At 64.8% G+C, this 22377-nt stretch carries 20 protein-coding genes; 16 read left to right on the top strand and 4 right to left on the bottom strand.

The window, feature by feature from the left end; translation table 11 throughout:
• Positions 1–100: 100 nt before the first annotated feature.
• From fliF to LPB04_RS11020, 16 genes are all read left to right on the top strand, one after another.
• Positions 101–1792, top strand: coding sequence for a flagellar basal-body MS-ring/collar protein FliF (fliF, locus tag LPB04_RS11095; protein WP_193688714.1), 1692 nt, complete (start codon positions 101–103; stop codon positions 1790–1792).
• Positions 1789–2793 (top strand): flagellar motor switch protein FliG, encoded by a 1005-nt coding sequence (fliG, locus tag LPB04_RS11090; RefSeq protein ID WP_193688713.1) that lies wholly within the window; start codon positions 1789–1791, stop codon positions 2791–2793. The genes fliF and fliG overlap by 4 nt, the downstream gene beginning before the upstream one ends.
• 18 nt (positions 2794–2811) lie before the next feature.
• Positions 2812–3549 (top strand): flagellar assembly protein FliH, encoded by a 738-nt coding sequence (locus LPB04_RS11085; protein ID WP_307727403.1) that lies wholly within the window; start codon positions 2812–2814, stop codon positions 3547–3549.
• 92 nt (positions 3550–3641) lie between these two features.
• A complete protein-coding gene (fliI, locus tag LPB04_RS11080; protein ID WP_227496745.1) occupies positions 3642–4958 on the top strand; it encodes a flagellar protein export ATPase FliI in 1317 nt (438 codons plus the stop codon).
• A gap of 36 nt (positions 4959–4994) precedes the next feature.
• Positions 4995–5435 carry a flagellar export protein FliJ gene (fliJ, locus tag LPB04_RS11075; RefSeq protein WP_193688712.1) on the top strand — a complete coding sequence of 147 codons (441 nt, stop codon included), beginning with the start codon at positions 4995–4997 and terminating at the stop codon, positions 5433–5435.
• Between the two features lie 12 nt (positions 5436–5447).
• On the top strand, positions 5448–6764 hold the full coding sequence (locus LPB04_RS11070) for a flagellar hook-length control protein FliK (RefSeq protein ID WP_193688711.1): 1317 nt from the start codon (positions 5448–5450) through the stop codon (positions 6762–6764).
• Between the two features lie 244 nt (positions 6765–7008).
• The gene (fliL, locus tag LPB04_RS11065) at positions 7009–7524 is read left to right on the top strand and encodes a flagellar basal body-associated protein FliL (protein WP_193688951.1); all 516 of its coding nucleotides are present in this window, start codon (positions 7009–7011) and stop codon (positions 7522–7524) included.
• Between the two features lie 20 nt (positions 7525–7544).
• Complete coding sequence (gene fliM, locus LPB04_RS11060) at positions 7545–8525, top strand: flagellar motor switch protein FliM (RefSeq protein WP_193688710.1); 981 nt, start codon at positions 7545–7547, stop codon at positions 8523–8525.
• 15 nt (positions 8526–8540) lie between these two features.
• Complete coding sequence (fliN, locus tag LPB04_RS11055) at positions 8541–8960, top strand: flagellar motor switch protein FliN (protein WP_193688709.1); 420 nt, start codon at positions 8541–8543, stop codon at positions 8958–8960.
• Positions 8957–9688: a flagellar biosynthetic protein FliO gene (gene fliO / locus LPB04_RS11050; RefSeq protein ID WP_227496707.1), complete on the top strand. Its 732-nt coding sequence runs from the start codon at positions 8957–8959 to the stop codon at positions 9686–9688. The genes fliN and fliO overlap by 4 nt, the downstream gene beginning before the upstream one ends.
• Positions 9678–10418, top strand: a complete 741-nt coding sequence (gene fliP, locus LPB04_RS11045; RefSeq protein ID WP_193688708.1) for a flagellar type III secretion system pore protein FliP — start codon at positions 9678–9680, stop codon at positions 10416–10418. Before fliO ends, fliP begins: the two co-directional genes overlap by 11 nt.
• Before the next feature lie 10 nt (positions 10419–10428).
• Positions 10429–10698, top strand: a complete 270-nt coding sequence (fliQ, locus tag LPB04_RS11040; protein WP_193688707.1) for a flagellar biosynthesis protein FliQ — start codon at positions 10429–10431, stop codon at positions 10696–10698.
• 13 nt (positions 10699–10711) lie between these two features.
• The gene (gene fliR, locus LPB04_RS11035) at positions 10712–11545 is read left to right on the top strand and encodes a flagellar biosynthetic protein FliR (RefSeq protein ID WP_193688706.1); all 834 of its coding nucleotides are present in this window, start codon (positions 10712–10714) and stop codon (positions 11543–11545) included.
• 156 nt (positions 11546–11701) lie between these two features.
• Positions 11702–14086 carry a sensor domain-containing protein gene (locus tag LPB04_RS11030; protein WP_193688705.1) on the top strand — a complete coding sequence of 795 codons (2385 nt, stop codon included), beginning with the start codon at positions 11702–11704 and terminating at the stop codon, positions 14084–14086.
• A gap of 129 nt (positions 14087–14215) precedes the next feature.
• Positions 14216–16723 (top strand): diguanylate cyclase domain-containing protein, encoded by a 2508-nt coding sequence (locus LPB04_RS11025; protein WP_193688704.1) that lies wholly within the window; start codon positions 14216–14218, stop codon positions 16721–16723.
• A gap of 16 nt (positions 16724–16739) precedes the next feature.
• Complete coding sequence (locus tag LPB04_RS11020) at positions 16740–17000, top strand: DUF504 domain-containing protein (RefSeq protein ID WP_193688703.1); 261 nt, start codon at positions 16740–16742, stop codon at positions 16998–17000.
• A 49-nt stretch (positions 17001–17049) separates the two neighbouring features.
• Here the strand turns inward: LPB04_RS11020 and flgL are convergent, their stop codons facing one another.
• The 4 genes from flgL to LPB04_RS11000 all read right to left on the bottom strand — a co-directional run bounded on the left by flgL (position 17050) and on the right by LPB04_RS11000 (position 22377).
• Positions 17050–18273, bottom strand: coding sequence for a flagellar hook-associated protein FlgL (gene flgL / locus LPB04_RS11015; RefSeq protein ID WP_193688702.1), 1224 nt, complete (start codon positions 18271–18273; stop codon positions 17050–17052).
• Positions 18274–18295: 22 nt separating this feature from the next.
• Positions 18296–20254: a flagellar hook-associated protein FlgK gene (flgK, locus tag LPB04_RS11010; RefSeq protein WP_193688701.1), complete on the bottom strand. Its 1959-nt coding sequence runs from the start codon at positions 20252–20254 to the stop codon at positions 18296–18298.
• Between the two features lie 79 nt (positions 20255–20333).
• Positions 20334–21260 carry a flagellar assembly peptidoglycan hydrolase FlgJ gene (flgJ, locus tag LPB04_RS11005; RefSeq protein ID WP_193688700.1) on the bottom strand — a complete coding sequence of 309 codons (927 nt, stop codon included), beginning with the start codon at positions 21258–21260 and terminating at the stop codon, positions 20334–20336.
• Positions 21261–21270: 10 nt separating this feature from the next.
• Positions 21271–22377 carry a flagellar basal body P-ring protein FlgI gene (locus LPB04_RS11000; RefSeq protein ID WP_193688699.1) on the bottom strand — a complete coding sequence of 369 codons (1107 nt, stop codon included), beginning with the start codon at positions 22375–22377 and terminating at the stop codon, positions 21271–21273.

Genomic DNA, 22377 nt, shown 5'->3' with positions numbered 1-22377 from the left:
GGTCGAGCAGGAGGGGAAAGCGCCTCCTATTCCCCCGTTTGAATGTTGCTCCAAGGCTTCATAATTCGGCTCTGATCTCCTTTCTCCCCTGGACAACAACATGGCCGCAACCGCCGACGACCTGCTCGACACCCCTGCTGCTCCACAACCGTTCCTGAAAACCCCCATGGGCCGCAACGTGCTCATCGGCGGTGGCGTGGCGGCGGTGCTGGCTGCTGTGTTGGCGATCTGGATGTGGAGCAAGTCCCCCGATTACCGCGTGCTGTACGCCAACTACAGCGACAAGGACGGCGGCGCAATCACGGCCTCGCTCGACCAGATGGGCGTGAAATACAAGTTTTCCGAGGGCGGCACCGCCATCCTGGTGCCGGCCGAGCAGGTGCCGGACCTGCGCCTGAAGCTCGCCTCCCAGGGCTTGCCGAAAGGCGGCAATGTCGGCTTCGAGCTGATGGAAAACCAGAAGCTGGGCGTGTCTCAGTTCCTGGAGCAAGTCAATTACCAGCGTTCGCTCGAAGGCGAGCTGGCGCGCTCGATCCAGTCGCTCGGCTCGGTGGCCGGCGCGCGCGTCCACCTGGCGCTGCCGAAACCGTCCGTATTCGTGCGCGACCAGCAAAAGCCGACGGCCTCCGTCCTGCTGAACCTGCAATCTGGCCGTGCCCTCGATCCGGGCCAGGTCAGCGCCATCGTGCACCTGGTGGCGTCCAGCATTCCTGAACTGACGATCGGCAACGTCACCGTCGTCGACCAGAACGGCAACCTGTTGTCCGAGCAGCCCAAGGCGAATGCGCTCGGCAAGCAGCTCGATGCGACACAATTAAAATATGTCGAGCAGGTCCAGCAGAACATCATCAAGCAGGTCGAATCGCTGATCACCCCGATCGTCGGCAAGGGCAATGTGCGCGCCGAAGCGACCGCCGACATCGATTTCGCCCAGGTCGACACCGCCGCCGAGATGTACAAGCCGAACTCGCCGCCGGAGCCGCAGGCGATCCGCAGCCAGCAGACCTCGGAGCAGACTGGCGCCACCACCGGCCCGGCCAACGGCATTCCCGGCGCGCTGTCGAACCAGCCGCCCGGCGTGGCCACCGCCCCGCTGGAAGGTAGCGCGCCCGGCGCCGCACCGCAGACGACGACCGGCCCTTCAGCCAGGAACGCGACCACGAATTACGAGCTCGACAAGACGATCCGCTATGAGCAGCGTCCGATGGGCGGCATCAAGCGCCTGACGGTCGGTGTCGTCGTGAACTACCGCCGCACGGTCGACCCGGCTACCGGCAAGGTCACCGTGAAACCGCTGCCGGCGGCGGAAGTGGCGCAGATCAATGAACTGGTGAAGCAGGCGATGGGTTACTCCCAAAGCCGCGGCGACACGATGAACGTGGCGAATGCCCCCTTCGACGGCGTCGACCGTCCGGACGAGAACGGCCCCGACTGGTACAAGGATCCGTCCAACCTGCCGCTGGCCATGGAAATCGGAAAATACCTGCTGATCGCGGCTGTCATCGCCTTTCTTTACTTCCGCATCCTGCGCCCGCTGCTGCGTCCGGTGGTACGCAAGTTCGACGAAGCGACCGCGATCCCGGACGAGGAAAAGAAGGAAGGGCAGGACGAGGACGCCATCGTCGACCTCGAAGGCAAGCCGCTGCTGGGACCGGACGGCATGCCGATCGAGGAAGAGGAAGCACCGCGGGAGCGCAGTTATCGCGCCAACCTGGCGATGGCAAAGGAAATGGCGCAGAACGATCCGCGCATCGTGGCTAACGTAATCAAGGCATGGGTAGGTTCGGAATGAGCGACAAGGATAAAGACGGCATCACCAAGGCAGCCATCCTGATGCTGGCATTGGGCGAATCGGAAGCGGCCGAAGTGATGAAATTCCTCGGACCGCGCGAGGTGCTGAAGCTGGGCGCGGCCATGGCCGCCATGAAATCGGTGCAGCACGAGCAAGTGGTGAATGTGCTGGAAGCCTTCCGCGACGAAGCCGATGCGCACTCGACCGTGGGCCTGGATTCGGACGAATACATCCGCGAAGTGCTGACCAAGGCGCTGGGCGACGACAAGGCCGCCGTGCTCCTGAACCGCATCCTGGGCGGCAAGGACGCCTCGGGCATCGAAAGCCTGAAGTGGATGGATGCGCAATCGGTGTCGGAACTGATCCGCAACGAGCACCCGCAGATCATCGCCACCATCCTGGTGCACCTCGAGCGCGACCAGGCCTGCGAGATCCTCAGCCATTTCACGGACCGCCTGCGCAACGACGTCGTGCTGCGCATCGCCACCCTGGACGGCGTGCAGCCGGCCGCATTGCGCGAACTGAACGACGTGCTGACCAAGCTGCTGTCGGGTAACGAGCATATTAAAAAATCGTCGCTGGGCGGCGTGCGTACCGCGGCCGAGATCCTGAACTTCATGGCCGGGGAGCAGGAAAGTTCGGTGATGGAAAACATCAAGAACTACGACAACGACATGGCGCAGAAGATCATGGACGAGATGTTCGTGTTCGACAACATCATCGACATCGACGACCGCGGCATCCAGCTGCTGCTGCGCGAAGTGCAGTCGGACATGCTGATCATCGCCCTGAAAGGCGCCTCGCAGGACCTGCGCGAAAAGATCTTCCGCAACATGAGCCAGCGCGCCAGCGAAATGATGCGCGAAGACCTCGAGTCGAAAGGTCCGGTTCGTTTGTCGGAAGTGGAGGCGCAGCAGAAGCAGATTCTGCAGATCGTGCGCCGCCTCGCGGACGAAGGGCAGATCGTGTTGGGCGGCAAGGGCGAAGATTCCTTCGTCTGATCGGTAAATCGACGGGTAATGATGAGCAAAGACACGCAGGGCGCCTTCAAGCGCTGGGAAATGACCTCCTTCGGCGACGAGCGCCCCAGCTCGCTTGCGGCGCGCATCCAGGCCGAAGAACGTGCGGCAGCCGCTGCGGCCGCGTCAGCGGCGTCAGCGGCGGCAGCGGCTGCCGCGGTCTTGCCTTCTCCCCATCCGGCAATGCAATTGCCGACCGCGGCCGAACTGGAGGCGCTGCGCGAAGGCGCGCGCGCCGAGGGTTACGAAGAGGGGCTGCAGGAAGGCCGCGCCGCCGGCCGCGCGGAAGCCTACGAAGCGGGCCGCGCCGAGTTGGCGCTGGAACAGGAAAACCTGCGCGCGATCGCGGCCACCTTCAGCCAGGCCGTCACCGCCGCCGACGAAACCATCGCCTCCGACGTGCTCGACCTCGCCCTGCACCTGGCGCGCTCGATGGTGCGCACCGCGTTGACGGTCCGCCCCGAGCTGATCATCCCGATCGTGCGCGAAGCGATCGATTATCTGCCCGTGCTGCAGGCGCCGGCGATCCTGGCCCTGCATCCCGAAGACATCGAGATCGTGCGCACCGCCCTCTCCGACGAACTGGACAAGGGCGGCTGGCGCGTCGTCGCCGATCCGCAGGTCGGGCGCGGCGGCTGCAAGGTCGATACCGCCAGCAACCAGATCGATGCCCAGGCCGCCGCGCGCTGGGCCCGCCTGACGCATGCGCTGGGCAAGAACGTCGAGTGGCTGGCTTAGTGGACACCACCCTGGGGGCGCCCGACCGCCACACGGCGCGCTGGAAATCCTACCTCGGCGACTGTCATTCCCTGATTGGCTTCGTCGAGCCGATGCAGGTCTCGGGCCGCGTCACGCGCGTGGCCGGGCTGGTAATGGAATGCGTGGGCCTGCGCCTGGCGGTCGGCAGCGCCTGCACCATCCCCCTGCCGAACGGCGCGAAGATCGAGGCGGAAGTCGTCGGCTTCGAGGGCGAGCGCCTGTTCCTGATGCCGCAATCGGACGTCGAAGGCGTGGTACCCGGCGCGCGCGTGTTTCCGGTCGAAACACCGGTGCCGCGTCCGGGCAGCGTCGCGCATCCGCGCCGCCGTCCGAGCGATCGCGCGCGCCACCTGCCGGTCGGCATGAAATTGCTGGGCCGCGTCGTCGACGGCGCCGGCCGCCCGCTCGACGGCAAGGGTCCGCTCGAAACCAGCGAGGTTGCGCCGATCAACGCCCGCCCCGTCAACCCGCTGGACCGCGCGCCGATCAAGGAAACCCTGGACGTGGGCGTGCGCGCCATCAATTCCATGCTGACCGTTGGCCGCGGCCAGCGTCTCGGCCTGTTCGCGGGTACCGGCGTCGGCAAATCGGTGCTACTCGGCATGATCGCGCGCTACACGACGGCGGACGTGATCGTCGTCGGCCTGATCGGCGAACGGGGCCGGGAGGTGAAAGAATTCATCGAGCAGATCCTGGGCGAGGAAGGCATGGCGCGCTCGGCCGTGGTCGCGGCACCGGCCGACAGCCCGCCCCTGATGCGCCTGCAGGGCGCCGCCTATGCGACCGCAATTGCCGAGCACTTCCGCGACCAGGGCAAGAACGTACTGTTGATCATGGATTCGCTGACCCGCTACGCGATGGCCCAGCGCGAAATCGCACTGGCCATCGGCGAGCCGCCGGCCACCAAGGGTTATCCGCCCTCGGTGTTCGCCAAGCTGCCGGTGCTGGTCGAGCGCGCCGGCAACGGCCTCGAGGGCGGCGGCTCGATCACGGCCTTCTATACCGTGCTCTCCGAGGGCGACGATCAACAAGACCCGATTGCGGATGCCGCACGCGGTATCCTCGACGGCCACATCGTCCTGAACCGCCACCTGGCCGAAGCCGGCCACTATCCGGCGATCGACATCGAGCAATCGATCAGCCGCGCCATGCACGGCATCACCTCGCACGCGCACCAGCTGGCGGCAAGAAAGCTGAAACAGCTGTATTCGCGCTACCAGCGTTCGCGCGACCTGATCAGCGTAGGCGCCTACGCCCCGGGCAGCGATCCGGTGCTGGACCAGGCGATCGCGCTCAACACCCAGATCGAGGAGTTCCTGTGCCAGGAAATCCACGACAACACGAATATGGGCCAGAGCTTGGGGCAATTAACCTCTCTGTTCAGCTGATCGGTTTGATGTTGCCGCCGGTATACTTTCTTCATCATGGCAAATCCTTCCGCACTTGAAACCCTGATCGAGCTGGCCCAGCGCGATTCCGACGACGCCGCCAAGCGTCTCGGCGCCGCCCTGAAAGCGGTCGAGGAAGCGGAACAAAAATTAAAAATGCTGCTGGGCTACCGCGACGATTACGCAAACAAGCTCGACCAGGCGCAGATGAACGGCATCACGCCCTTCGCCTACGCCAACTTCGTCGCCTTTGTCGGCAAGCTCGATAACGCGATCAACGGCCAGCAGGAAGTACTGAAGCACGCGAACTACAAGAGCGACTTGGAAAAGGCTGCCTGGCAGGAAAGCGAACGCAAGCGCCTGTCCTACCGCACCCTGAACGACCGCGCCGCCGCCGAAGCCCTCAGGATCGAAAACAAGCGCGACCAGAAAATGATGGATGACCACGCGGCGCGTACCGTCCGCGGCAACCGGTAACTCACGATGACGATGCACACGACCTCCCTCCCGATCCAGTTCAACGCCGCCGCCCCGCTCCCTGGCCAGCGCGCCAATACGAATGCGAATGCGAACACCGACGGCGTGAACTTCGGTGCGGCGCTGACCCAACAGCTGAACCTTCAGCAGCTGAACCTTCAACAGATGAACCAGCGCCAGACCGAGCAGCGCCAGCTCGAGCAACGCCAGGCGCCGGTGCAGCCGCAGGCGACCATGCCGCAGCCGGTCGCCGCCGGTCCGAAACCGCAAGCGCCGGCCAAACCGGCCGCGAACGAAGCCAAACCTGCGCCGCGCGAGACCGTGAAACAGGCCGCGAAGGAAACCGGGCATCCGGCCGTGAGCAAGCAGGGCGAGAGCGCAAGCGCCGCCGAGGAAAAGACGGCTGCCACCGAGGGCGAAGGCGGCGACGAGGCCGCCACCTTGGCCGACGCCAGGGCGGCGGACTCGGTCGTCGACATGCTGGCCCTGGTCGCGAGCTTCAATCAGGCGCAGCAAGCGACCCCGATCCCGGCCGCAGCCCAGACGCCCGCAGCGCAGCCGGACGCACTGCTGTCCGGCATGAAAAAATCGCTGGGCGACGGCACCGAGCCGCTCGTCAAGCTGGAAGGCGATGCGCCCTTGGCTTCGATGACGGACGCGCCGCAGGACAAGGCGCAGCCGGGCATCGACCTGCGCGCCCTCGATCTCGGCAAGGCGGCCGAGACGGCCAAGCTGCCGGTCGAGGCCGGCGACTTCGCCGCCAGGCTGCGCGACAGCGCTGCCCATGCCGCTGCCAGGGAAGCCGCGCCGGGCGCCGAGGCGCTCACCAGCCTCACGGCCCAGGCCACTGCCCTGCAGACTGCGCAAGCCGCCACCAGCGCACCGACCGACCGCCTCAGCGCACGCGTCGGCACGCCGGCCTGGGACAACCAGGTGGGCCAGAAAGTGATCTGGATGGTGGGCGGCGAAGACCAGAGCGCGACGCTGGAGCTCAATCCGCCGGACCTCGGCCCCGTGCAGGTGGTGCTGAACGTGAGCAACGACCTGGCCAGCGTGACCTTCTCCTCGCAGCAACTGGAAGTACGCCAGGCCCTGGAGAATGCCCTGCCACGCCTGCGTGAAATGATGAGCGAGAGCGGCATTGCGCTCGGCAACGCGACCGTGAATGCCGGCGCCGAGGGGCGCCAGGGCCAGGAAGGCCAGGGCACTGGCGGTTCGGGCCCCGGCCGTGGCGGGAATGGCGGGGGCGACAGCGATGTGGCGGACGTCATGCCGCGTCCACGTACTCGCGTAATCGGCGGTGCGGGGGCGGTCGATACCTTCGCGTAAGCAGCAACGAATTCCGTTTACGGCCGCCGCGTGCGGCCGTTTTTTGTGGGTGCGCTTCGGGCCGCGATATACGCGAACGCAGCACTCTGGGCTCGAGAGCCCAGGGTACAAGACGGAAGAAACCTTGAGATGATGCACCTTCCCCCCTCTTTTCAAAGCTTGCCGTCGCGCACTTTTTCTCGATAATGACATAATTACGCAACCCCTATCAGGCACCAGAGGCAACTTGAAAGCGAATCCGAAAATGAAGGCTGACCCGAAGGCCGATGCAGCACCGGCGGCAGGCTCGAAGAAGAAGCTCATGATCATGGCGATCGCGGGTGTGCTCGTGCTGGGCGGTGGCGCCGGCGCAGGCTGGTTCTTCCTGCACGGCAGCGGCGATGCCGAGGCCCATGCCGAAGAGGCGCCGGCCAAGAAGAAGAAAAAGAAGGACAAGGAGCACACGAAAGCCGAATATGTGCCGATCGAAGCCTTTACGGTGAACCTGCAGCCCGAGAATGGCGACCAATATCTGCAAGTGCAGTTTACACTGCAGGTCGAGGGCCCGGAACAGGTCACCCTGCTCAAGGACCACATGGCCAAGGTGCGCAGCCGCGTCCTGCTCCTGCTATCGGGCAAGAAAGCTTCGGAAATCAATACGGTGGAAGGCAAGCAGCAGCTCGCGGGCGAGATCAAGGCCGCGGTCCAGGTGCCGTTCGATGAGGGCGGCAGCGAGCAGGACGTATCCGACGTGCTGTTCACCTCGTTTATTATCCAATGAGCATTCAGTAAAGAAATAACATGGCCGATAATTTCCTCTCACAGGAAGAAGTCGATGCCCTCTTAAAAGGGGTCAACGGCGATCAGGACGACATTGCCGCGCCTGAAGACACCTCGGGAGTCCGCACCTACAACCTGGCGACCCAGGAGCGGATCGTGCGCGGCCGTATGCCGACGCTCGAGATCATCAACGAGCGCTTCGCGCGCTTGCTGCGCATCGGCCTGTTCAACTTCCTGCGCCGCAGCGCCGAAGTCTCGGTGGGCTCGGTGCGGGTCTCGAAGTACAGCGAATTCATCCGCAACCTGGTGGTCCCGACCAACCTGAACCTGATCCACATGAAGCCCCTGCGCGGCACCGCGCTGATGGTTTTCGATCCGGGCCTGGTGTTCCTGCTGGTGGACAACCTGTTCGGCGGCGACGGCCGCTTCCATACCCGCGTCGAGGGCCGCGACTTCACCCAGACCGAGCAGCGCATCATCATGCGCATCCTGGACGTCGTGTTCGAGGCCTATACCAAGTCGTGGGAACCGGTCTATCCGATCGAGTTCGAGTACGTGCGTTCCGAGATGAACACGCAGTTCGCGAACATCGCGACGCCGAACGAAGTCGTGGTATCGTCCACTTTCACGATCGAGCTCGGTCCGGTATCGGGCCAGATCCACTTCTGCATGCCGTATTCGATGATCGAGCCGATCCGCGATGCGCTGACCTCGAGCCTGCAGGGCGAGGCGCTCGAAGTCGATAAACGCTGGATCCGCCTGATGACGCAGCAGATCCAGGTGGCCGAAGTCGAACTCGTGGCCGAACTCGGCCACGGCAAGGCGAACTTCGACGAAATCCTCAACATGAAAATCGGCGACGTGATCCCGATCACCGTTCCCGAAGCGATCCAGGCCACCGTCGACGGTGTGCCGGTGATGGAATGCTCTTACGGCGTCTTCAACGGCCAGTACGCGCTGAAGGTCGAGAAATTGCTGGCCAACAGCGACAGCTTCAAGTAATTCAGGAGAAACACCATGTCCGATACCCAAGACGACCAGATCCTCGACGACGACTGGGGCGCCGCGATTGCCGAGCAGGCCGCGGCCGAGGCCGCCGCGCTGCAGAAGCAGCAGACCGCCAGCGCCGCCGTGTTCCAGGACTTCGGCACGAAGAACGTGCGTCCGGATACCCCGAACGACATCGATTTCATTCTCGACATCCCGGTGCAATTGACCGTGGAACTGGGCCGCACCAAGATCGCCATTAAAAACCTGCTGCAGCTGGCGCAGGGCTCGGTCGTCGAGCTCGATGGCCTGGCCGGCGAGCCGATGGACGTGCTGGTCAACGGCTGCCTGATCGCCCAGGGCGAGGTGGTGGTCGTGAACGACAAGTTCGGTATCCGCCTGACTGATATCATCACGCCTTCGGAACGGATCAGAAAATTGAATAAATGATGTCGACGCGCGCCCCCGCCTGCCCTCCCGCAATCCAGTACGACACCATTGGCCAGGCGATCGCGCCTGCCCGGTTATCGACCTGCCTGCGCAGGGGCGGCGCGAGCGCGTTGCTGGCGGCATCCTTCCTGATGCCGCTGGCCGCCACGGCCCAGCCGGCGGCTGCGCCTGCGACTGCTCCCGCAACTGCTCCCGCAACGGCGCCGACAACTGCGCCGGCCACGCCTGCCGCCGAACCAGCCACCACCGTCGGTGAAGTCCCGACCGTCCTCGCTACGACGCCGACGCCGGCGCCCGGCGCGGCCACCATGCCCGCTGCCCCTGCCGCCATTCCCGCCGTTCCCGCCAATCCGGTCACGCTGCCGCAGGCGACGCCCGGCCCCTCCGCAGGCAGCCTGCTGCAAACCATCCTCGCCCTGGTGCTGGTGCTGGCCCTGCTGGCCGGCCTGGCCTGGGCCGCCAAGCGCTATGCCCCGCGCATGGCCGGCAATTCGGCCAACCTGCGCATGGTCGGCGCCCTGAATATCGGCGGGCGCGAACGGATCATGGTCGTCGAAGTGGGCGACCAGTGGATCGTGGTGGGTGCCTCGCCCGGCCGCGTGAATGCGCTGGCCACGATGCCGAAGGGCGACGCGGCCGCCAGCGCCGCCCTTGCCGGCCACACGCCGTCGGCTTCAAGTTTTTCCGACTGGCTCAAACAGACGATCGATAAACGTAATGCGAAATAAGAATTACCTGCTAGCGGCCGGCTTGATGCTGCTGCCGCTGGCCGTGCTGGCCGCGCCCGGCGTACCCGCCTTCACCACCGCGCCCAGCCCCGGCGGCGGCACCACCTACACTCTGCCGGTGCAGACGCTGCTCTTGATGACGGCGTTTACTTTCCTGCCGGCCGCGCTGCTGATGATGACGAGTTTTACCCGCATCATCATCGTACTGTCCCTGCTGCGCCAGGCGATCGGCACGCAAACCGCGCCGCCGAACCAGGTGATGGTCGGTCTCGCCCTGTTCCTGACCCTGTTCGTGATGGGCCCGACCTTCGACAAGATCTATACGCAAGCCTATCTTCCTTTGCAGGAAAACCAGATCCAGATGACGGAAGCGATGAGCCGCGGCGCCCAGCCCCTGAAGGACTTCATGGTCAAGCAGACGCGCCAGTCGGACCTCGCCATGTTCGTGAAAATCTCGCGCACCCCGGCCCTGCAGGGTCCGGAAGACATTCCGCTGCGCGTCCTGATTCCGGCCTTCGTGACGAGCGAACTGAAGACGGCCTTCCAGATCGGCTTCGCGATCTTCATCCCGTTTTTGATCATCGACATGGTCGTGGCCTCGGTCCTGATGTCGATGGGCATGATGATGATGTCGCCGGCCGTGATTTCGCTGCCGTTCAAGATGATGCTGTTCGTGCTGGTCGACGGCTGGCAACTGCTGCTGGGCTCGCTGTCCCAGAGTTTCAATTAGGGAGCGCGCGATGACGCCGGAAACCGTTATGACGATGGGCCGCACGGCCATGGAAATCACGCTGCTGGTGTCGGCGCCGCTGCTGCTGGTCGCCCTGATTATCGGTTTGATCGTCAGTATTTTCCAGGCTGCCACCCAGATCAACGAAGCGACCCTCTCCTTCATCCCGAAACTGGTCGGCGTGTTCGTGGCCCTGGTGGTTGCCGGTCCCTGGATGCTGTCCGTGATGCTCGATTACATGCGGCAAGTGTTCACCGGCATCCCGAACATGGTCGGCTAATCGGCTCCTCGCTGTGCTGACGCTCACCTCGGTCGAGATCAACGCCTGGATCGCAGGCCTGCTGTGGCCGCTCACGCGCATCCTCGGCATGATCGCGTCCGCCCCGCTGTTCGGCCACGCCAGCGTGCCGAACCAGGTCAAGCTTATCCTCGGCGTGCTGCTGGCGCTGATCATCGCGCCCACCGTGCCCGCCGTGCCCGCAGTCGACCCGATGTCGTATGCGGGCTTGCTGATCCTGGTGCAGGAAATGCTGGTCGGCGCCGCGATGGGCTTTTCGATGCGCCTCGTGTTCGCGGCCATCGAGTATGCCGGCGAACTGGCCAGTTCGACCATGGGTTTCGGTTTCGCTTCCTTCTTCGACCCCACTACCCAAGGCCGCTCGGCCGCAATCAGCCAGTTCCTGTCGATGGTGGCGACGATGGCTTTTCTTGCCGTCAACGCCCACCTGGTGCTGCTGGCGGCGCTGTCGGAAAGCTTTATCAGCCTGCCGATCTCCGCCACGCCGATCTCGCTCGCCGCACCGCTCGAACTGGCGCGCCTGGGCAGCCGCATCTTCTCGGCCGGCCTGCAGATTTCGCTGCCGATCATCGCCGCCCTGCTCATCACCAACGTCGCGCTCGGCATCCTGACGCGCGCCGCGCCCCAGCTGAACATCTTCGGCATCGGCTTTCCGATCACGCTCGGCGTCGGCATGCTGACCCTGAGCGTTGCATTACCCTACCTGAACACGCCGATCCAGAACCTGTTCAACGAGGGCATCGAGGCCGGGCGCCGGATTCCGCGCGCTGCCGCGGAACGCGTGCCGCCCGCGCTCGCGCCGCAGCGGCCGGTGCCCGCTTCGCAGTAAGTTCGCGCCTCGCGGCTTTGCACAGGATCACGTTTTCCTGTGCTAAATCTCCAAGTGAATTTCGCTCGCTCATGATCGCGCACTGGACTATCATGCATGCAGGATGCCTGATTTTTCAGCTACGCAAGTCATGGCAAGCCACGTCCGGAGAACGCGTTGAATCTTTCACCGTTACCACTCGCCGTCTTCGTCGTCGACGCCGACGGCGCCATCGCCAGCTGGAACAAGGCCTGCGAAAAGCTCGCGGGCTATACCGCGGCGGACATCCGTAGCAAGACGCTGGGCGAGATCGTCGAGTTCGACTTCATCGGCGAGCCGCCGCTGACGATCGCCGCGCGGGTCGAGTTCGATTCGACTGGCCAGCTGTGCTGCGCCGACGGCCGCCGCCTGCCGGTACGCATCACGATCGCTCCGCAATCGCTCGATCCGGACCAGCCCGGCACCTTCAGCGTGATCGTCATTCCGCGCGCCGGCCTGGTCCCGCCGCGCTATGCGCTGATCCAGGATTTGCAGACGGCCGACATCATCGAAGGCCTGCCCTGCGTGTTCTACGTCATCGACCAGAGCGGTCATTTGCTCCTGTGGAACCACCAGCTGGAAAACGCGCTGGAAATGACGAGCGAGGAATTGCCGACCTGCGATGTTCAGTACTTCTTCGACGAAAAGCAAAGGCCCGAGATCGTGCGGAAGATGCTCGATGCCTTCGAACAAGGCCACTCCTCGCATGAGGCGGAGTTGATCGGCAAGCACGGCAAACGCACGAGCCTGCTGTTCCACTGCGCTCGCACTAGCCTGGGCGAACTGCCCGTCATCTTCGGCACGGGTCTCGACATCACCGCCCGCAAGCAGACCGAGCAAGGCTTGCGGGTGCGCGAGCGCGCCATCTATTCGAGCGTGAACGCCATCGTCATCACCTGCTGCGAGCACGGCAAGAACGCAATCGAATACGTGAACCCGGCCTTCGAGCAGATGACCGGCTATACGCTGGCCGAAATCAAGGGCCGCGACCCGAGCTTCATGCGCATCGAAGGCTGCGACGTGCACGAACACCAGCGCATCCAGGAGGCGCTGAGGAAAAAGGAAAGCGTGCAGGTCATCCTGCGCAATGCGAGAAAGAATGGCGAAGTGTTCTGGAACGATCTGCGGATCGATCCGGTCAGCAATATCGATGGCGAAGTGACCCATTTCGTCGGCGTCATCAACGACATCACCGAAGCGCGCCATTATGAGCGCCGCCTGCACCACATGGCCCACCACGATCCGCTGACGGGCCTGGCGAACCGCACGCTGCTACAGGACGAACTGAAATTCTCGATCGACTTCGCCGTGCGCAACAATGTGCTGGGCGCGCTGGCCTTTCTCGACCTCGACAACTTCAAGCACATCAACGACAACTTCGGCCATGATGCCGGCGACGCCGTGCTGCGCGCCACCGCCAGCCGCCTCAAGGAAAGCGTGCGCGACAACGACACCGTGGCGCGCGTCGGGGGCGATGAATTCGTGCTGGTCATCAATAATCAGCCGGGCAACGAACAGCTGGCCGACCTCATCGAGCGCATCCGCCAGCACGTCAATGCGCCGATTACCGTGGCCGGGCGCGACATCCTGCCCAGTACCAGCATCGGCGTCTCCCGCTTCCCGCACGACGGCGACACGGTCGACCGCGTCATGCGCGCGGCCGACGCGGCGATGTACCACGCCAAGGCCATGGGCAAGAACAATTGCCAGTTTTATTCCGTCGAACTCAACCAGGCCGTGCACCAGCACCTGATGCTCGAAGCCAGCCTGTCGCGGGCCATCGGCAACCATGAAATGGTACTCGGCTACCAGCCGAAGGTCGACCTGCGCACCGGCAAAGTGGTCGGCGCGGAAGCGCTGGTGCGCTGGAACCATCCCGAAAACGGAATGGTGCCGCCGGATGAATTCATCCCGGTCGCCGAAGAAACCGGCCTCATCGTGCCACTGGGCGAATGGGTGATCGTGGAAGCCTGCGGCGCCCTCAAGGCGCTCGACAAGCTCGGCGTCCGCGATTTCGTGATTTCCGTGAACCTGTCGGCGCGCCAATTGCGGCAGCGTCAGTTCGCAGCAGGGCTGGCGCGCACGCTCAAGCGCATGGAGGTCGATCCGCGCAACCTGGAACTGGAAGTGACGGAAAGCCAGCTGATGGACCAGCCCGAGGAAGCCATGGAAGCGCTGGCCGAACTGAAAGCCCTGGGCGTGCGCCTGTCGATCGACGACTTCGGCACCGGCTATTCGAGCCTGTCCCACCTGCAGAAATTCCCGGTCGACTATATCAAGATCGACCGTTCCTTTCTCGGCGAAGTCAGCCACGACGGCCACGCCGTGATCACGCGCGCGATCATCGCGCTGGGGCACAGCCTGAAGCTCAAGGTCATTGCCGAGGGTGTGGAAACGCTGGAACAACTGACCTTCCTGCGCGCCCACGAATGCGACCAGATGCAGGGCTATTATTTCAGCCCGGCCCTGTCGCAGCACTCGCTCGAGGAACTGGTCTGCAGCGACGCGCGGCTGCGGGACTAGTGCGGCCTTTCAACTTCTGTATGCACAAGGCTTGGGCGCCATGCTACGATCCCGGATCGCTTCCGTCTGACAATATTTTCACTTTTGCGTCGGTAGAAAACGGAGACATCACAGCATTTAAAAAAACACATGAACTTCGGCACCCGCTTCTTCACCCGCTACATCACCCGCTACATCGCTGCAATTCAGTGGTTCATTCCCCCGGAGGTCCGCAAGGACGCCGCGACCCTGACCCGCGCGCAGAACGTGATCAATGCCGTCGTCATGGCTGCCCTCTCGGGTCCCCTGTATGCCTACACCTACGATGCGCTGGGCTACAGCGCGGCAGCCAGGGTCATCCTGACCTGTTGCCTGGGCATGTTTGCCGCGCCTTTCCTGATGCGCGCCACCAAAAGCATTGTGGTCGGGCGCGAAGTCTTCCTGTGCGCGGTGTTCTTCAATTTCAGCTGGCTGACCTATGCGATGGGCGGCGTGTCGGCGCCGACCGCCGGCTGGATGGTCATTCCGCCGATGGTCGCCGTCTTCCTCGGCGGCTTCGCCACCGGCATGTTCTGGCTCGGCCTTACCTGCGCCACGATCGTTTTCATCTATGCCTTGCCGCTGCTGGGCATCCCGCTGCCGACACACCCGATCCAGGACATGGAGCTGTTGTACGTCCTGTGCGACTTCGGCCTGTACATCGTCATCGTGTTCTTCGCGCTGTTGTTCGACGTGACCAGGGTCGAGGGTTTCGTCAAGCTCCAGCATGCACTCGATTTCGTGCGCGCAGTCGCGGTCCGGGATGGCGTTACCGGCAGCCACAAGCGCGGCCACACGATGCGGCTGCTCCAGGAAGAACGGCAGATCGCGGCCGCCAAGGGGTCGACCTTCAGCCTGTGCCTGCTCGAGATCGACCATTTCAGGGGCATCAACGCGGCCCATGGCCAGGCCGCGGGCGACCTGGTACTGCATGAGGTCGCGTCTTGCGCCCGCGGCCACCTGCGCGACACCGACTCCTTCGGCCGCTACGGCGCCGCGCAACTGCTGCTGATACTGCCGGGGACGACGCAGGAAGCCGCGCTTGTGCTGGCCGAACAGGTACGCCAGTGCGTGCAGGGGCTGCGCTTCACGGGTTTCGCAGGCATCGCGCCGGAGCTCGCCGTCACGGTCTCGGCCGGCGTTGCCGAGCTGCGGCCGGGCGAATCGATCGGCCAGACGCTGGCGCGCGCCGACGAAGCCCTGTACCAGGCCACATGCGGGGCACGTAACCGCGTGGTTGGATATGGGCAGCGTCCCGAGCCCAGCGAGTACAGCGCGGCACCCGAGCTGTTCGACAGCACCCGGATCGACGCCCTGACGGGCCTGCTCAGCCGGCGCGTCCTGCGCGACCGCCTCGGCCATGCGATGGCGCGTGCCTTGCGCAACGGGCGCCCGGTCGGCCTGATGCTGCTGAACCTGAACGAGCTCGGGGAGATCAACGCCGGCTTCGGCGTCGAAGGAGGCGATGCGGCGCTGGTGCAGGTTGCCGCGCAGGTGCGCTCCTGCCTGCACGCGGCGGACACGCTGGTCCGCTGGAGCGGCGACCAGTTCATCATCATCCTGGAGGACCTGAACAATGCGGGGGAAGCGCAGCAGGCGGCGCAGAGGATCCTGAACCGCTTCGCCTTCCCGCTGCTCGTGGGCGAGCGCGAATGTGCTGTCAGCCTGAGCATCGGCATCGCCATGTTCCCTGCGCCGGGCTGCGACATGGACGCGCTGCTCGAGCGTGCCGGGCTCGCCATGACCCGTGCGCGCAACTGGGGCGGCAACAAGTTCCAGATGTATGTGCTGGATGCCATCCCGGCGCCCGACGAGCGGCAAACCCTGAAGGACGGCCTGCGCGAGGCACTCGGCGCGCAGCAGCTGCAACTCGCCTACCAGCCGCAGGTCGACCTCGGCAGCGGCGAAGTCGTGGGCGTCGAAGCCCTGGTCCGCTGGGCGCACCCGCAGCTGGGCCCGCTCGAGGCGGCGCGGTTCATGCCGCTCGCCGAGGAAACCGGCCTGGCCGATCCGATCGGCGAATGGGCCTTGCGCAGCGCCTGCATGCAGAACGCCGCCTGGCGCGCGGCCGGCCTGCCGCCTGTGCGGACCGCGCTGAAGCTGTCGGTCCGGCAGCTCGCGCATCCGGGCGTGGCCGAGCGCATCCTGGCGATCGTCAGGGACACCGGCATCGATCCTCCCTGCCTCGAACTGCAGATCGGCGAAGCCGCGCTGGCCGGCGAGCAGTTGTTGCACGAGGCCGTCCTGGGCAGGGTGCGCCGCGCCGGCGTGCGCGTCTGCATCGACGACTTCGGGCTCGGCGCCGCCCGCCTGCGCTACCTGGCGGCGCTGCCGGTGGACGCGCTCAAGCTGGGCAGCGCCTGCGTCGAGCGGCTCGGACAGCCGCAGCGCGACGACGCTGCCTGGGCCCTGGCCGAATCGATCGTCCACCTGGCCCACCGGCTGCACCTGCGCGTCATCGCCGAAGCGGTCGACACGCAGGAACGGCTGGCCGATTTGCAGGCCATGGGCTGCGATGCCGCGCAGGGCGACGTCTTTGGTCGTCCGTCCGCCGCCGACGAGATTGCGCAATTGCTGGAGCGGCCGTTGAGCATGCCGCTTGCGGCCTGCCCTGGCTGAAGCGACCCGAGCGGCAATGACGCCCATCCACGAAGTCATCAACCGCATCGTCTGGGATACCGAATTCGGCAACGCCCACTTCGTCATCGGCTATTACGACCGGGTCTGTCAGCGCGTGGTGCGCGTCTCGTTCGAACGCATCCGGCTGGAACGCGGACAGCATTTCGGATTCGACCTGATCGGCGGCGACGGCGAGGCGCGCATGGTGCCGTATCACCGGGTGCGGGAAGTAGTGCGCAACGGGGTGCTGGTGTGGAGCCGGCCCGGACCAGTTTGAGCCTGACTGGCTGGCATGAGGCCATTGGCCTCAACGCCACCTGCGACAATCAGCCGATGTAATTGAACAGCGACAAACCCGACATCGTCTTGAACGACTTCTGCGCCGCCTCCAGGGTCGTCTGCTGGGTCGCATACTGCGAAATCGCCTTCACGATATCGAGGTCCTGCAGCTTCGACAGCGTGCCGTCGTACTGGATGCCGAGGTCGGAACCCGAGCTGTCGAGGTAGTCGAGTTCCTTCATGCGCGAACCCACCGAGGCGCGCACCGTCAGGATGTTGTCGAGCGAGGATTTCAGGCCTTCGCTGGCGGTGTTGAGCTTGTTCGACAGCGTGGCGCGGGAGGTGGTGTCGTCGCCGGAATCGCGCAGCGCCTTGACCAATGTGGTCATGGTGGTGAAGATCGATTCCTTTTCGCTTGGCTTGACCTCGAACTTGTCGCCGTTGGCCGGCTCGCCATGGATCGAGAACGAGGTGCCGTCGAAGGTGATCTGCTTGCCGCTCACGTAAGGTTCGTCGGAAAGGACTGCGCTGGCCGGCGAGGTGCTGGTGTCGGTGACGGAATACGTGGTCACGGCCGGGGTGCCGGCGACCTTGAATTCGAGCGTGTAGTTGTGGCCGGTGAGCTTGGTGGGGTCGGAGACCGCGCCGGTGGCGGCGATCGCCCCGCCCTGGTTGCCGTCGACCATCACGGTCTGGTAGCTGCCGTTGCCGGTGCGGTTGTTCTCGAAGATCGCGCTGCCCGAGTCGCTGATCGCGATCGAACGCGAGGAGCCGACCTGCAGCTTGCGCTGGCCTTGGTCACCCTGGTAAGTCGCGCCGGTGTCGGTCTGGATGAACGGGATCGTGGTGCCGCGGTAGCCCGAAAACAGGTAGCCGCCCGTACCGTCGGCCGTGTTCGCGACGCCGAGCAGGTCATGCATGCGCGCCTCGATCTCGGTGGCGATCATGTTGCGGTCTTCCTTCGAGAGCGAGCCGTTGCCGGCCTGCACCACCAGCGTCTGCACGTCCATCAGCAGGTCGCCGCCGTCGTTGAGCGCGCCCTCGACCAGCGCCAGCGAGCTGTTCGCATTCGCGCGGTTGGTCGCGTACTGGGTGTTGAGCGTTTTCGATTGCGTCACTTCCAGCGCGCGCGCCGAGGCGATCGGATCGTCGGCGGCGGTCAGCATGCGCTTGTTCGTCGCCAGCTGGGTCTGGGTTCGCGCCATGCCGGACTGCAGCGTGTTGAGCTGGGTCGTCGCGTTTTCGTAGATGCTTTTCGTGCTGATACGCATTTCTTATTCTCCAGGGGCCGCGTTAGCGTCCGATCGACAACAGCGTGTCGAAGATGGTGTTGGCGATCTGCATGACCTTGCCGGCGGCCTGGTAGGCCTGCTGGTATTTCAGCAAATTGGTCGCTTCCTCGTCCAGGTTCACGCCCGAGACGTCCGACGCCGCGCCCTGCACCTGTTTCAGCAAGGCTTCGCCGGCGCTGGCGTTCACCTGCACTTCGCGCGTCTTGTTGCCGACCGCACTCACGGTCTGGGCAAAGGCCGACTGGTAAGTCGCGCTGCCGCCGTTGAAGATGTTTTTGGTCTGCAGGGCGCCGAGCGCCTGGATGTTGCGGGTGTCGGCGGTGCCGGCGACGTTGGCGTTGATGCTGAAGCTGTCGCCGTTCGAGGGCACGCCCGACATCGTGATGTTAACGCCGGAAAAACTGTAGCTGGCGCCGGCCTTGAAAGGCGCGCTGCCGCCGGTGTGCGTGGTGGTCGTGCCGTTCAGGGTCATCGTGACCGTGGCGCCTGCCGGGAAGCCGGTCAGCTGGCCGCCCGCGCTGCTGTCATAGCTCAGCGAGACCGGCAGCGCTGGCGGCGCCGCGAAATAACTGGCGCTGACGCTGCCGGCGCTGATCAGGCCGGTACCCTTGTTGGCGATCGGGGCGCTGGTGGCGATCGGAGTGCCGGCGGCGATCTGGCCGACGTCGGTCAAGGCCAGCTGGAAGCCCGAGGCGCCGTACGCGGTCGGGCGCACCAGGTAGTTGTCGCCCGAGGCGGCAGTGCCGGAAATCGTGAAGTCGACGCCGTCGATGGTGCGGGTGGTGCCGTTCGCGTCATACGGGTCGACCTTGGTGCGCTTGTTGTCGGACAGGCGGGTCACGTAAAAGCTGCTGCCGTCGGACTCGACCTTGTAGTCGCTGTCGGTCAGCTGGGTCGGGTCGCTGACGACCGCCCCGACCTTGGCCGTGCTGGTGCTGGCGTTGTCGACGGCCGCGGCGACATAGGCCGGTGCCTGCACGAAGAAATCCTTGCCCTGCTGGCCGCCGCCGTCGATGCCGAGCTTGTGCTGGGCATTGACGGTGAAGGCCATGCCGATGGCGAGGCGGCCGATGGAATTCTGCACGCGGTCGAGGGTGCCGTTGCGGAACTCGAGCAGGCCGCCCAGTTCGCCGCCGGAGACCGCGTTTTCCGGCAGCGCGGTCACCTTGTCGCCGGTGACATAGCCGACCGTTACGCGCGTGAGGTCGGTCGGCGTCTTGATGGTCGCGAGCTGAAACGCCTGCTGGCCGACGACCAGCGGCTGGCCGTTGCCGATCGAGACGTTCAGCGCATTGTTGGTGCCGGCCGTGACGGTCGCCTTGACGTGCTTGTTCAGCTCCATGACGAGCTGGTCGCGCTGGTCGAGCAGGTCGTTCGGCTGGCGCTGCTCGATCGAGCCGTAGGAGCCGATCTTCGAATTGATTTCGGCGATCTGCTTGGCGTAGGTGTTGATCAGGTTGACGTTGGTTTCGATCTGGCTGTTGACGCCGTCGCCGATTTCTTCCAGGCGCGCGTCGATCTGCTGGAAGCTCGCCGCCAGCGTTTCCGAGGAGGACAGCAGCGCCTGGCGCGACGGGATCGAGGCGCCGTTGCCGGTCACGTCCTGCACGGCCGAGAAGAAATTCTGGATCGCCGGCGACAGGCCCGACTCGGTGTCGGCCAGCAGGTTGTCGATCTGGCTGATCTGGGCGTAATAGGCGTTCAGCGAGGAGCCCGACGCGGTGGCGGTGCGCACCTGGTTATTCAGGAAATCGTCGCTGTAGCGCTTGATCTCGGCGACCTTGGTGCCGGTGCCGGTGAAACCGACGCCGGTCTCCATCGCCGTCGAGGTGGCCTGCACCACGCCCTGGCGGCTGTAGCCTTCCACGTTGGCATTGGTGATGTTGTGGCCGGTCGTGCTCAGGGCCGTTTGCGCCGCGAACAAGCCACTTTTACCGATGCTGAGGAGGTTTCCGGACATGTGTTTTCTCGAGAGTTATGTTCTTCTACGGCAGGCTGCGGCAAAACTTGAATAGCTTGCCACCTCCGTTATCAGATCGTCATGCCAGTGAATTCTTGATAATCTTCGACAGCTTGGTCCCGTAGTGCGGGTCGGTCGCGTAACCGGCGCGCTGCAGGCCGTGGGCGAAAGCCGCGGCGTCGCCGGCGTGGTTCAGCACTTTCTCGTAGCGCGGGTTACTCGCCAGCATGCGCGCGTAATCCTTGAACGAATCGGCCGGCGTGTCGTAGGCGCGGAATTTTTCGACGCGCTGGCGCGCGTGGCCGTTTACGTATTCGGTCGTCACGGCGGTCGCGATCTTGCCCTTCCAGTTCGGGCCGGCCTTGATGCCGAACAAGTTGTTGGCGTTGCTCCCGTCGCTGTTGCGGATCATGCGCTTGCCCCAGCCGGTTTCCAGTGCGGCCTGGCCGAGCATGAATTTGGCGGGAATGCCGGTCGCGGCTTCCGCTTCGGCCGCGTGCGAACCGAGCTTTTCCTGGAAGGCGCGTACGTGCGGCGCCTGGGTGCGGCCGCTGGCACTGATGCCATTCGTCTGGACAGCAGCTTCCAGGCCTTTCAGGGCAGCGGCTTTGTTCGGCAGCATCGGGATGTCGATCGCGCTGGCGGCGCCGTTGGTTCCGGCCGCGCCGTCGACGCCGCCGATGGCCAGCGCCTTGGCGTCGTTCTGGGCCGAGAGCTGGCGCACCAGCACGTCGGCCAGGCCCATGCCGCGCTTGGCCATATTCTGGCTCAGCTGCTGGTCGAGCATCCCGGTGAACATCTTCGTTTGCTGGTTATCGGTCAGGCCGTCCTGCGGCGTGGCGTCGCGCATGGTCTTCATCATCTGGTTGATGAACAGCGCCTCGAACTGCTGGGCCGCACCGCGGGTGGCTTCCTGCGCGCCGGCCTTGGCCGAGCGCTTCAGGTCGCCGAGGCCCTGGGTGTCGAGTGCGAAGGCGCTGGTGACCTTGTTTTGGGATGGGAGCATCGCCGCGTCCTTAGATGATTTCGAGTTCGGCGCGCAGCGAACCGGCAGCCTTCAGGGCCTGCAGGATCGCCAGCAGGTCTTGCGGGGTGGCGCCGATCGAATTCATCGCCTTCACCACTTCGGCCAGCGAGGCGCCGCCCTTGACCAGCACCACCTTGCCCGGATCCTTCTTGATTTCGACGCTGGGCGTTTGGGTGACCACCGTCTGGCCGCGCGAACCCGGCGCCGGCTGGCTGACGTTCGTATCGGCACCGATCGTCACCGACAGGTTGCCGTGCGAGATGGCGCAGGTGTCGAGCGTGACGGCCTGGTTCATCACGACGGAACCGGTGCGGGCGTTCAGGATGACTTTCGCGCTGGCCGCGGCGGGCTTGACGTCGATATTTTCCATCAGGCCGATGAAGCTCACGCGCGCATCCGAGGAGGCCGGGGTGCGCACGCGGATCACGCGTCCGTCCAGGGCGGTCGCGGTGCCGACGCCGAACTGGTCGTTCAAAGCACTGACTACGCGGCTCGCGGTGGCGAAATCGGTCTGGTTCAGTTCCAGGCGGATCTGGTTGTTTTCGCCGAGGTTCGAGGCGACCGCTTTCTCGACGGTGGCGCCGCTCGAGATCTTGCCGACCGACAGGTGATTGACCTGGGTCTGGGCGCCGCCGGCGGAGGCGCCGGCGCCGCCGACCAGCACGTTACCCTGGGCCATCGCATACACCTGGCCGTCGGCGCCGTGCAGCGGCGTCATCAGCAAGGTACCGCCGCGCAGGCTTTTGGCGTTACCGATCGAGGACACCGTGATGTCGATCGTCTGGCCCGGCTGGGCAAATGCCGGCAGCGAGGTCGTGACCATCACGGCGGCGACGTTTTTCAGTTGCAGCTGGCCGGTCGGCGGCAGGTTCACGCCTTTTTGCTGGAGCATGGCGATGATCGACTGCACCGTGAACGGCGTCTGGCTGGTCTGGTCGCCGGTGCCGTCGAGGCCGACCACGAGACCGTAGCCCGACAACTGGTTCTGGCGCACGCCGGCGATGCTGGCCATGTCCTTCAGGCGCTCGGCGTGAACGGCTGGAGCAGCGGCAACGAGGGCGGCGCAGAGGGCCAGCAGCGGGAACTTGAAACGCAT

Origin of the sequence: Massilia litorea (genome assembly GCF_015101885.1) — a bacterium.
Classification (GTDB): Bacteria; Pseudomonadota; Gammaproteobacteria; order Burkholderiales; family Burkholderiaceae_D; genus Telluria; species Telluria litorea.
This window is presented reverse-complemented; position numbering and strand designations above follow the sequence as displayed.